Genomic DNA, 12,397 nt, shown 5'->3' on the forward strand with positions numbered 1-12,397 from the left:
TGAATTGCACCCCTTAGAATAGACATTGGAAAAACCCCCTGGTTAATCCGATGAAATCTAAGGGGTGCATTTTTATGGCGATTAAAGGACAGAAGTTTAAATCATATACTGAAGAAGATAAGAAAGAGGCAATCCGACTACATGTGGAAGAGAAATGGACATACAGACAGATTACTGAACATCTTGGGATCCAGGATAAGGATAGAGTTAAGAAATGGATGCGTAAGTACAGAGAACTGGGTGAGTATGGACTACTGGATCAGCGAGGACGCCGAGAGGAATATATGGATCAGGATCGGTATGTTCAAAGGCTTAAACGGGAGAATGACATGTTAAAAAAGTGTTTGGAAATCTGGATGCAGGAGGTAAGGAAGAACGCTTTAAACTCATCGAGCAAGCCGTAGGCCTAGGAGGAATTGCGGAGTTGTGCCAACTCTTTGGCGTCTCCAGAAGCGGTTACTACGCCTATTTGAAGCGAAAAGGGAACGACCGCAATGCTGAAGCCAAACAACAAATTCGTAAAGTCTACAAGCGCTACGAGGGAAAGTACGGGTATCGGCAGCTCCAATTGTTCTTGTGGCAAGATGACGGCATATGGATGAACCACAAGAAGATTCTGCGCCTCATGCAAAAGCTTGGACTTCAAGCCAGGATTCGCCGGAAACGTAGGAGGAACGGGACGAAGCAGCAGGCTGGAGATCGTGTGGCAGAGAACCTGCTGAAACGAGACTTTACGGCAGACAAACCCAACCAGAAATGGGTAACGGATGTGACCCAATACCGGGTAGGCGAACGCTGGCTCTATCTCTCGGCAATAAAAGATCTGTTCAACAATGAGATTATTGCCTACCAGCTAAGCGAACGTAACGATAACGAGTTAGTTCTCCAAACGTTTGCCAAAGCATTTGCCAAGCGAAAAGACGTGACCGGAGTGGTCGTTCACAGCGACCAGGGATTCCAGTACACGTCTCATGCATACCATGACATGCTGCCAAAGGTTGGCGCCCAAATCAGCATGTCACGCCGGGGCAATTGCCTAGACAACGCCTCTATGGAGAGCTTCTTCTCACATCTTAAAACGGAAGGGCTCTACCCTTATGATATCCGAAAAATGGCGGAGGCACAAAAGAGAATTAAGAAATACATTCAATTTTACAACCGAAGACGACCACAGCGTAAATTAAATAAACTGACGCCGGTAGATTACCGACGCCAGTTTGCTGCCTAGGTGTTTTTTTCAATGTCTACTAATTGGGGGCTTGACCAACTTGAGAGAGGGCTTTTAGGCTTTGAATGAGAAGGATGGTCGCCCTAGCGAAATAAAAACATGTTTTTGCAGTGGTGTAGGACAGCGTACTTGTAAAAAAAGAAAATAAATTGTATATTGTCTAATACATTGTAAGCACATTGCAAGCAGGTAGCAGTCCAATATTATTACGAAAGATGTGATGGTTTTGAGCAAAGATTGGTCACAGGAGTCGAAGTTGTTATACGAAATGTACCGTGTAAACAACGCCATAAATACTACATTTGATGCATACATCAGCATCAGCCAATCTCGCTTTGAAATACTCGCATTAATATATCAAGAGATTGAAATAAGTCAAGGTGATCTACAAAAGAAAGTGACGCTTGATAAGGCAGCTGTCGCCAGACATCTCAAACAGCTCGAAGACAATAAGATCGTATCACGAAGAAAAAAAGAAGGGGATAATCGTATCATTTTAGTCCAATTAACGGACGAAGGAAGAAAATTGATTGAATCCTCACAAAAGGAAAAAGAGTATTTTGCCAAGGAGCTATTAACTGAAATCAATGATACAGAGCTAACTGTGCTTAGAAAAATATTAGCGCAATTAAACAAAAATGTTGAACAATTGAAGGAAAACGTTTGATAGATCGTATACAGTAACTTTCTTATTGAATATAACTAGAGCAGGGTCGCTATTTTTGAGCAGACACCTAAGAAGAGCCTGAAGGGGACGAGGAAGTCTCGTACTCTCAGGCTCTTCTTTCTGATTACTACCCTAATTAGATTGTTGTTATTTATTGAGAACATCCGCGTATTCAGGGATACGATCGAAACGTCCCTTGGCGAACGGGCATAAGGGTAAAATCTTAATACCGTTTTCCCGCGCGTATTCCACCATGGCTTTGAGAAGCTTATCGCCAAGTCCTTGTCCTCGGTAAGCATTTTCGACCAAAGTGTGATCAATAATGTACAGCTCCGGACTTGAGATTACATACGTCATCACTGCAGCAATGTCACCGTTATCTTGAATAAGAAATCGTTTGTTAGCAGTTTCATGTTCTACGTTATGCATGCTTTAGCCTTCTTTCCTTGTTGAATATTCGTCATCCAGGCGTCTATACGTCAGCGCTCCGCTTGGACATGTGTCAATGTGCCGGGCAATGGCCTCTGACGTATCGCCATCGGGATTAACCCAAGGACGCTTGCTCAAATCAAAAACACCAGGAAGACCCTTTACGCAAATACCCGAATGGATGCATACCTCAGAATTAAACATCACTTCGATATCTTTACCGTAGTATACTTTCTGTTTACTCATAATTCCTTCACATCTTTCACATTTGAGTTTGTTTAAGAGACCCAGATCCATGAATTAGACTTCGTATTAGCATTCGTCTCATGCATGATCTGCCTTGGCTCTCGATGTCCGAATTATAAAGAGGAATCGCTAATAAGTCAACGCGACAAATCTCCCAATGTTTCGTCCCAACTCCGTCTGTAGTAATAGGCTTGAACTTCACCTTGGTGAGGCAGATAAGCAAATTTCAGGGCTCTAGCCTAAATACATTGCGAGCTTATGCATTGCAACTCAAGAAACTGGTTACGGATCTGGGGATGTGAGGGTGGCAATACTTAGAGGTTCAACCAATCTGAAGCAGTTCGGTCATTCGATGGGCAGCTGATCAAAGTGATCAGCTGTCTTTTCATATTATTCTCTATTCTAAACGAGTAATAAATAAGTTATGTAGTTAAGGAACCAAGGGCTTGTCTGTTTGAAAACAAGCCCTTGGTTCCTGCTGTTATTCGTTTTCTTACACCCAAGTAGCCACTTCATCTACAGGTAAACGATAAGATTGATGGCCCTCTTTAACTCCTTTCCCAATCGTAATTAACATAACCGTAGGGTAACGTTCCTTATCTAAAGCGAATACGTCATTGATTCTCGAACGATCGTAACCACCAATAGCGTTGGTATCATATCCATGTGCTCGTGCAACCAACATGAGCTGCATGGACACGAGCCCCGTGTCTAATGTGTTAAAATGGCGTAATTCAGATTCAGGCATGTTGGCATACCCGGGTTTTACAGTATTTAACTGTAAGTCTCTGATGTCTTCAGGTTTGTATCCAAGCTCAACTTCCTTGTTCAAAATGCGCTCCATGTTTTCAATATGCTGCATATCCATGAACACCGCAATGACAGCTGCTGCAGTTTTAATTTGCTTTTGATTATACATAACGAGTGGAGCAAGCTTTTCTTTACCTTCATCACTTTCAATAATTAGAAAGCGCCAAGGCTGTAAGTTAATGGATGATGGCGCACGTGTAGCCTCTTGCAAAATCTCGGTCATTTCCTCGTGGCTGATTTTAACCTCAGGGTCGTAAACCTTTACGGTGCGACGACCAAATACGATTTCGTTAAAATCGTTAGTTTTTTGATATTTCCCCATATTAAATAATCCTCCTTGAATCTATCGCTTAATCGAAGTCATATCTCCATTATGGACTCCTTGACTACGGACTCATCTTAATGCATAGTATCTTGTAATGGAAGTAGTTACATTTTTATAACATAGTCACAAAAAAAGAACCTTTGGGAAGATTGGTGATGTTGAATGGCTAAAATGGAGTACAATCCAAATCACATGGATCCTGAAAACATAAAAACATGTGCTATTGCTAAGCCACAAAATATGATTGCTGGAAAGTGGAAGCTGACTATTCTATGGCTAGTAAGCATGCAGACAAGACGTTTTAATGAGCTTCAGCGCTTACTGCCTGGCATATCCAAAGGAATATTAACTCGGCAGCTGAGAGAGCTTGAAACGGATGGGCTTATCCATAGAGAGGTATATAAGGAAGTACCCCCTAAGGTTGAATATTCGTTAACAGCGTTAGGAGATAGTTTTATGCCTATTTTAAATAGTATCGCAGAATGGGGTAAAAACTTTGAGCAGCATGAGGAGGACAAGCAGCGCTAAATGCGAGGCTTGCGGTGGGAGTTAGATCCGGATATGAGACTGGATTACTAAAATACGATGTTGCTTATTTCTCTTTCTATATTTAGCATGCTAAATATATGGAATCAATGCCTGAAATATGAGAGAGCCGATAACTGCGTAATGATCAAAAAAGTTCTTCGTATAGTCTGTAAGAAGATTTCGCATCTCCACAGCATTTTAGTAGATGATAGATTAAAGGATATACTTAGGGGACTCGTTTGGGTATAACAAATTAGTATAGAAACATGATCATAATGAAAAGTTCTTGCCTATTGTGGCAAGAACTTTTTTTAGTTTCATTTTTAATTCTGTTCTTTAATTAAGATGTCTGCAGTTACGTGTATGTGTTGTTTGTGAAGCTCAAGAGCTTCAGATGAATTTCGGGAAATAATGGCGTTCATTAACGTCTTGTGTTCCTCGTCAACGTTTCGATTCAAGTCTCTTGTTATAGACCAATGACGATAAAGTTCACTAAGGTCCCATAGACGTGCAGAAAGATCGGTAAGGAAACGATTGGGACATGCGGACAAAATGGTCTGATGGAACTCTCGATGTAATGCTGTCCACTGCTCATTAATTTGAGTTGGATTCTCAGAAGAATATTGAGGAGTCTGACTCAGTTTATGGTATGCCCCAATGATCGTGGATTCCCAGTGAATATCGCCATGTTCAATGGCAGAAGCCAAAGCAGCCCCTTCATTAAGTATACGGAACTCAATCAGGTTTTGCAGTTCCGTTGTGGAGATCGTTTTAACGCTAAATCCCAAGTTAGGCAAGGATACAATTAAACCTTGTTCAGCTAACCTTGTTAGTGCTTCTCGTATCACAGCGATAGAGACTTCGAAAACACCTGACAACTCAGAAGCCTTAAGAGGTTTTCCGGGAGGCAGGCTGCCCGAAAGAATCTGTGATCGAAGCTGTTGCAAAACATTTTCACTAAGTGTGGAAGAGCCATTTCTCCTAGCCATAAATAATAACCATCCTTTATTAAATCAGTTAATCTTCTTCAAAATAAAATCTATGAACTATTGACATTACTATAACATTACCAAAGTACTTGAACTAAATGCAATTCACGCAAACAAATTCACTAATGGTATGATGAATTTTTTTTGATATTATAATCGATTATATTTACAAATTATATTATATATAATAAAATCGATTATGAGCTAAAGTTTATTATATTCACATAATCCAAGAAAGGAGAAATTTAAGTGAAAAAAGCATGGGGAATAGTGCTGCTGGCAGGAGTAGTATTACTATCAGCTTGCAGTCAGACGCAAGAACCTAAAGCAGCAGCTAATACCAACGAAGCGAGTGAAACTAACCAAGCTTCAGAACAGACTCAGGCGGTAGAGGCAAAAAATAATCCATTTTATCGGATGCCTCAAGTAGCTTCGTTTGATGTGAAAAGTTCAAATATTGGTGAAGATCGTGTTCTAAAGAGAGAACAGATGTCGACCATATCTGGAGTGGAGGGCGGGAAGGATTCTTCGCCTGAACTTACATGGTCGGATGCTCCTGAAGGAACAAAAAGTTTTGCGGTCACCATGTATGATCCGGATGCTCCAACTGGTTCAGGATTTTGGCATTGGGCAGTTGTTAATATACCGGCGGATATAACTTCCCTTCCAACGGGTGCAGGTGATGAAGGTGGAGCGGAGCTGCCTAAAGGGGCAATGCAGTTACCAAATGATGCTCGTGCTGCCCGTTATATTGGAGCGGCTCCACCAGTAGGAGATGGCCCTCATCGATACTACATCGTTGTGCATGCTTTAGATGTAGAGGATATCGGAGTTAAAGCTGAAGATACACCAGCATTTCTAGGATTCAATATGCTAAGTCATACGTTGGGAAGAGCTGTTATTGAAGCGACAGCAGAAGTTAAATAATTAGGAAGAATTAGTGCCGACGGATCAGTAGGATGATCGGCGCTATTATTAGTAGAAGAGGTAAAGTTTACTAACTACCTCCGGTATAAATTATTAAATTAAATAGTCGTTTTTATTTACATAATCGATTTTAATTATATAATCAATTATGTAAATGATATTATATAGAAAAGAGAGGTTTTTCTAATGAATAATCCTTATGCAAAAATCCCTGAAGTGCAGGAATTTATTTTAAAAAGTTCAGATATTACGAGTAATCAATCCATCCCAAGTATTCACTTGTCGGGCCTATTCGGTATTCCTGGTGGTGAGGATGTTTCACCAGAATTGTCCTGGGAGGGCGCACCTGAGGGAACAAAAAGTTTTGCAGTAACGATGTATGATCCAGACGCACCAACTGGTTCGGGTTTTTGGCACTGGGCAGTAGTAAATATTCCGGCTAACGTAACTGATTTGCCAAGAAACGCTGGTATACCTGATGGAGCGAACTTGCCAAATGGGGCATATCAACTTCCAAATGACGCACGTACCGCCAGATTTATTGGCGCAGCTCCTCCAGCTGGACATGGGGTTCACCGTTATTATTTCGTAGTACACGCGCTGGATGTAGAGGATATTGGTGTAGGTGCGGAAGCCACTCCGGCATTTCTGGGATTTAATATGTTTGGACATACCCTTGGCCGAGCCATGATTGTAGCTCATGCAGAAGTAAAAGAATGAGAAATGATATGAAATGAAAAGATTCTTGTAGAAATAAAACAGCGGACTCGTAGCTAATGCTGCAATTTCCGCTGTTTTATTTCTAGTCAAGATGTAGGTATGGTTGAAATCATCAGAGGGAACTGTCGAGGGACAAGAACATATTCCCATTGAAGTCGCTAATTTAGCGGCTTTTTTTATTTTATCGGTACAAGTTCTTGTCTCGAGCCAAGGACAAGAACTTGTACCGATTACCGAGATGGACAAGAACATAGTCCGATTACCGATTAGATCTGTATCTAAATAAAAAAAGCAATATAGTTAAAGTCTCAATAGTCAGCATAGTGCAGTACAGTTTTACATTTCTAATGGAACAAATGACTAAATTAGAAATAAACTCGGGCAGATTGGTATTAACAAAGCAAATTATTGGTATTTGGTACCGGAACTAGGTGTTGAGGACAAGAACTTGTACCGATTGCAGGAATGGACAAGAACGTGACGATAACTGGTTAGATCAATATCTAGATAATAAGTGTATGCACTTAATACTTCATTAAGCTACATTATATATGAAATGTTCACATTGTTTTGGAACAATGAACACATGAGAAGTAAATATGGGCGACTTGACATTAAAAATCGAAATATTGGTGCTGGAATTTGCTGTTGGGGACAAGAACTTGGTTCCATTGCCGAAAAGGACAAGAACATTGTGTCATTGCGAATTAGATTGTTACCTAGATAATATAATGACAGAACTAATGTCATGAGATAAAAGCACAATCGCTCTCTGAAGGCAAAATCTCCGTTCCACTGCTGAAAAGAGTGGGAACTGGCAAACTTGTCGAATGGGATATTTAATCTGTTTCATTAAGCTAACAGACAGGTTAGCTTACCTTAATGCAAGTGAAGAGGGACCAGAACTTGTCCCCTTTGCCGATTAGATAAACGTCAAAACAAAAAGCTCATGTACTTAAAACTTGAATATGCAGCATAAGAAGGATGGTTTTCACATTTCATTTCATATAACAAGAGATAAACTCGGGCGGACAACCCAACTCACAGTATTGAGCCGAATCCGTTAAAACAACTATTCAGAATACCTGATTTAAAAATGATAGAAATAATTTTGTTAACGGTATTCTGAAAAAATTATTATATAATTACTTCAAGAGATCTGCAAAAATTTCAACACAGAAAGAAGGTTTTTTTGATGCGGTATAAAACAGTAGTGTCAACCATAGGACGTGGTAATAAGTTGAGTCGTTGTACGGACAGCAAAGGTAATAAATTAAGCCAAGCAAAAATTATTGATAGTTGGAGATTGTCTTATCAGGAGAGAGTTTCGCGAAGCGAAGGTGAGATTGGCTTACGTTCACCTCAATTTGGAGCCTTATCGGCAATTCGCGCACATTGGGTAACATCAAATTCTCCAGCTACAATAGTGTTGCCTACTGGTACAGGAAAGTCCGAAACAATGTATGCAACAATTATTTCTGAAAGAATTGCTTCAACATTAATCATTGTGCCTTCTAATCTTTTAAGAGAACAAATTTATGAAGGAGCGCGTCATTTTGGAATACTTCCCAAATTAGATATGATCTCTAATGAGTCTATTTATCCAACTACTTTTCTTTATAAATCAAAAGTTGAAGCTACAGATGAAAAAGCTTTGATTGCTGCACTTCAGGAGGCGAACATAGTTGTTTCTACCCCGGGTATGATAAAAAAAATGCCTTCATCTGTTTGGGGGAAATTTATTCAAAAACTAGAAGTGGTAATCTTTGATGAAGCACACCATCTTGCATCTCCGGATTGGGGAGCGGTAAAAGAAAAGGTTTTAGGAAAGAAAATTTTACAATTTACTGCAACCCCTTTTAGAAACGATGGAAAGAAAGTGGATGGTAAGATAATATTCAATTACGGACTGGCCATGGCGCAAAAAGCTGGATATTTCAAGCCAATTGAGTTTTATCCAATTCAAGAATTTGACGAACAAAAGTCTGATGAAGAAATCGCGAAAATCGCAATCCAACAATTAAAAGAAGATTTGGACAATGGATTTGAGCATGTTCTTCTAGCACGAGCGAAGAGCCGTAAACGCGCCGATGAGTTATATGAAAAAGTATACTCTCATTATAAAGAGTATAACCCAGTTGTAATACACACTGGTATTCCTTCTACACAGAGGAATAAATATTTACAAGAAGTTAAAGATGGCAATGCAAAAATTGTGGTTTGTGTGGATATGTTTGGTGAAGGTATCGATATTCCAACATTAAAAATTGCAGCAATCCATGATAAATATAAGTCACTTCCAATTACACTTCAATTTATCGGACGATTTGCTCGAACAAGTGGTACTAATTTAGGAAATGCAAAGCTCATAACAAATGTGGCAATGGATGATTTAAAGGACTCGATAGAAGAGTTATACCGTCAAGATTCTGATTGGAATTCGCTCCTCAATATACATTCACATCAAGCTATTGATAAAGAAATTGAACTTAGTGAGTTTGTTGGAAAGTTTGAAAAAGGTCATGTTACGGATATAGATATATCACAACTTAAGATGAAAATAAGTACCCGAATGTTTCGGTGTCCTACGGAAATAACTTTTGTAGACGCGTGGAAACTGGTCTTGGATTCAGATAGAACTACAGCAATGATAAATGAAGAAGATTCTGTTTACATTTTCATTGAGGAAATTGAAACAAAAGTAGTTTGGTCTGATCAAAAGGATATAATGCAATATGATTATAATTTTTTTGTTTTGTTTTTGGATAAGGAGAATGGAATAATACATATAAACGAAACTGATACAGGAAAAGGAAATAGACTCGTTGAAAGTATGTTTCCACAAGCCACAGCAATTAAGGGGGATTCAGTATATCGAAGCTTGAATGAGATAAATAGGTTAATGATTGGCACTTTAGGATTGAAACAACAACCAAGTGGAAGGATTAGTTTTAGAATGTTTGCGGGTACCGATATTAAGTCTGGAATAAGTGAAGCAATCGTGTCTAATTCGACTAAATCTAATTTATTCGGTTATGGTTATCAAGGTGGGGAACGTATAAGTATCGGTTGTTCGTATAGAGGGAAAGTTTGGATGCGTTGGGTGGAACGTATAAACTTTTGGACAGAGTGGTGTCAGGATATAGGAAAAAAAGTCTTGGATGATACCATTGATACAAATAGTATTTTAAATAATTCACTAACTTTAGAAGTAATAAAGGACTTCCCAGAAGGTGTTCCTTATAAAATACTATTACCTGAAACGATTGAAACATCTAATAGTTTCACGAAACAGTTGTATATTACTAAAGAAGAAAAGGCATATCCCTTCTATCAATCGGAATTAAGGAACCCCAGTTTGGTTGATGGAAATCTTCGATTTGAATTCTTAATAAATGAAAGGAAATTTATATTTGAACAAATTATTAATGAGTCCTCATATAGTTTTAAGCAAATTGAAGGTGAAAAGCTTATCGTAAAATTAGGTAAGAGTTCAGTTCAAATGATCGATTTCTTATATGAGTATTCCCCAGAAATATCTTTTATACAGCATGATGGAACTGTAATTGTAGTTCAGGAGAATCTAAAAACAGTGATCAAACCAAAAAGTGGAATTAAATTATCTTCAGATGCTCTTAATGCTGTTAACTGGCTTGATCTTGGAGTCAATATTAAATCGGAATCTCAAGGGAGAGGAAGAAAGATTGATTCTATACAATACGCTACGATACATAATATTGTCGATCAAAGTTCAGACATTATTTTTGACGATGATGGATCAGGGGAAATTGCTGATATTGTTTCTGTTAAAATTGATATGCAGCATAAAAAAATTATATTTCATCTTTATCATTGTAAGTATTCACACGGAGAGCATCCCGGTTCTCGTGTCTCAGATCTATATGAAGTGTGCGGCCAAGCTGAAAAATCAATTATGTGGAATGATAATGTATTAGAAATAATACAAAGAATGATTGAAAGGGAAAATTCGAGACAGAGAAGTTATGGTGAAACACGATTCGAAAAAGGGAACTTACAAAATTTAAATATGTTAAAAAAGATGGTGAGAGCTGGTTATGAAACAGAATTTGAAATTTCTATTGTCCAACCAGGAGTATCGATATTAGAGATCACAAATTCTATGAAACAAATTATCCTAGCAACAGATACTTATTTAAAAGATACGTTTGGTTTACGTTTGACATGCTTTTTTAGTAATTAGATGGATATTTGGAGCTTACAAAGTCATAAAAAGGAGCGTGCAACTGTAAAGAGTTGTACGCTTAGTTTATATTTTATGCGATTAGAACCGTGTAATGTATACAAATAAGTAGTAGAATTTTTCGGTTAGGACACTTCTTATTCGAAAACTCAACGCACTGAAGTATATTGATCCTCAAGAGCTTGTTCCGACACGTAATCTTGTCGAGGGACAAGAACATAGTCACTTTGAAGTCGCTATTTCAGCGGCTTTTTTGTTCCCTCTTTAATAAGCTCCCTCGAAATGATTCAATTTCCTCACTTAAACTCATTTGGTAGGTCCAGTCTTGAATGGGCCGTTAGGTGTTAAATTTGGAGACGGTGTACACGTAACTGGTAAAGCATCTGGAGCCATATATGAAGTTGTTCGGCCTAATATGGAAGTATCACTGTCGTTCATCTAAGTCTCCTTTTTGTGTAAATTGGTATAGCCCACTTTTTATGTATGACGGATTGTAATATGAAGTGCGACACCTACTGGAAATAAATAAAAAAAGGGCCCATGGCCGGATTCGTGTAGAATGAAGGTTCCTACACCACGCATTCACACAAGGAGAATCCACCATGAGCTACACACATCTTAGCATAATCGAGCGCAGCAAGCTAGAAATCCTCCACCAGCAGGGGAAAAGTGCCAGAGCCATTGCCAGTGAATTAGGCAGGCATCATGCCGCCATTTGCCGAGAACTCCGTCGAAACCTGGCGCAAGAGTCATATCGTGCCGAGCGATCTCAGGAGAGCTATGTCCAAAGGCGCAAGTCCTCCATCCCTGTCGGGAAATGGACATTGCAGCAGTCGACCCTTATTGAAGAGAAGCTTCAGGCCACGTGGTCTCCCGAGCAGATCGTAGAACGACTCCGTCAAGAAGGACAGCCTGTGGTCTGCTTCAAAACCATTTATCGTTGGCTGTATACAGGCCGTTTGGTGAAAGGTATGCTTACTGTCCTACGTCACAAAGGTAAACGGCAGAAGCCTGCAGAGACACGCGGCAAGTTCGCTGTGGGGAAGGCCATCTCTCAGCGTCCCAAAGAAGTTCGTTCCCGGGAAACCTTCGGCCATTGGGAACTCGATACGGTCGTTTCGGGCCGTGGGAAAAGCAAAGGCTGTGTAGCTACGTTCATTGAACGCAAAACTCGCATGTACACGGCCATTCGAATGCCTGACCGTACAGCTTTGTCCATGGAGATTGCCTTTGGTGTAGCGGCCTCGCAGTACCCTGCCCATGCATTTCAAACCGCTACCGCAGACCGTGGCAAAGAGTTTGCCTG

General features: G+C 39.6%; 12 protein-coding genes. 8 read left to right on the plus strand and 4 right to left on the minus strand.

What is annotated here, in order from left to right:
• Window positions 1-74 precede the first annotated feature (74 nt).
• The 3 genes from K331_RS0122335 (at window position 75) to K331_RS0122345 (ending at window position 1,895) form a co-directional block, all read left to right on the plus strand.
• Window positions 75-404, plus strand: coding sequence for a helix-turn-helix domain-containing protein (locus tag K331_RS0122335; RefSeq protein WP_028591249.1), 330 nt, complete (start codon window positions 75-77; stop codon window positions 402-404).
• On the plus strand, window positions 341-1,228 hold the full coding sequence (locus K331_RS0122340) for an IS3 family transposase (protein ID WP_156897677.1): 888 nt from the start codon (window positions 341-343) through the stop codon (window positions 1,226-1,228). The genes K331_RS0122335 and K331_RS0122340 overlap by 64 nt, the downstream gene beginning before the upstream one ends.
• 220 nt (window positions 1,229-1,448) lie before the next feature.
• Window positions 1,449-1,895, plus strand: a complete 447-nt coding sequence (locus tag K331_RS0122345; protein WP_166653153.1) for a MarR family winged helix-turn-helix transcriptional regulator — start codon at window positions 1,449-1,451, stop codon at window positions 1,893-1,895.
• Between the two features lie 147 nt (window positions 1,896-2,042).
• Here the strand turns inward: K331_RS0122345 and K331_RS0122350 are convergent, their stop codons facing one another.
• The 3 genes from K331_RS0122350 to K331_RS0122360 form a co-directional block, all read right to left on the minus strand.
• Window positions 2,043-2,324: a GNAT family N-acetyltransferase gene (locus K331_RS0122350; RefSeq protein WP_028591985.1), complete on the minus strand. Its 282-nt coding sequence runs from the start codon at window positions 2,322-2,324 to the stop codon at window positions 2,043-2,045.
• Window positions 2,325-2,327: 3 nt separating this feature from the next.
• Window positions 2,328-2,570, minus strand: a complete 243-nt coding sequence (locus K331_RS0122355) for a (4Fe-4S)-binding protein (RefSeq protein ID WP_028591986.1) — start codon at window positions 2,568-2,570, stop codon at window positions 2,328-2,330.
• A gap of 493 nt (window positions 2,571-3,063) precedes the next feature.
• The gene (locus tag K331_RS0122360) at window positions 3,064-3,702 is read right to left on the minus strand and encodes a nitroreductase family protein (protein ID WP_028591987.1); all 639 of its coding nucleotides are present in this window, start codon (window positions 3,700-3,702) and stop codon (window positions 3,064-3,066) included.
• Between the two features lie 165 nt (window positions 3,703-3,867).
• Here K331_RS0122360 and K331_RS0122365 point away from each other — a divergent pair, with 165 nt between their 5' ends.
• Window positions 3,868-4,233: a winged helix-turn-helix transcriptional regulator gene (locus tag K331_RS0122365; RefSeq protein WP_084165543.1), complete on the plus strand. Its 366-nt coding sequence runs from the start codon at window positions 3,868-3,870 to the stop codon at window positions 4,231-4,233.
• Between the two features lie 323 nt (window positions 4,234-4,556).
• Here K331_RS0122365 and K331_RS0122370 read toward each other — a convergent pair whose 3' ends face one another.
• On the minus strand, window positions 4,557-5,222 hold the full coding sequence (locus tag K331_RS0122370; protein ID WP_028591989.1) for a GntR family transcriptional regulator: 666 nt from the start codon (window positions 5,220-5,222) through the stop codon (window positions 4,557-4,559).
• A gap of 249 nt (window positions 5,223-5,471) precedes the next feature.
• On the opposite strand from K331_RS0122370, the gene K331_RS0122375 reads away from it, so the two are divergent.
• The 4 genes from K331_RS0122375 to K331_RS0122390 all read left to right on the plus strand — a co-directional run.
• Complete coding sequence (locus K331_RS0122375; RefSeq protein WP_211237355.1) at window positions 5,472-6,149, plus strand: YbhB/YbcL family Raf kinase inhibitor-like protein; 678 nt, start codon at window positions 5,472-5,474, stop codon at window positions 6,147-6,149.
• Window positions 6,150-6,335: 186 nt separating this feature from the next.
• Window positions 6,336-6,869: a YbhB/YbcL family Raf kinase inhibitor-like protein gene (locus K331_RS0122380; protein ID WP_028591991.1), complete on the plus strand. Its 534-nt coding sequence runs from the start codon at window positions 6,336-6,338 to the stop codon at window positions 6,867-6,869.
• A gap of 1,195 nt (window positions 6,870-8,064) precedes the next feature.
• Window positions 8,065-11,091, plus strand: a complete 3,027-nt coding sequence (locus K331_RS0122385) for a DEAD/DEAH box helicase (RefSeq protein ID WP_084165544.1) — start codon at window positions 8,065-8,067, stop codon at window positions 11,089-11,091.
• A 602-nt stretch (window positions 11,092-11,693) separates the two neighbouring features.
• Window positions 11,694-12,397, plus strand: a 704-nt coding sequence (locus K331_RS0122390) for an IS30 family transposase (protein ID WP_028591993.1), incomplete at its 3' end; no start/stop codon positions are given.

This window comes from Paenibacillus massiliensis subsp. panacisoli DSM 21345 (assembly GCF_000426545.1).
GTDB lineage: Bacteria > Bacillota > Bacilli > Paenibacillales > Paenibacillaceae > Paenibacillus > Paenibacillus panacisoli.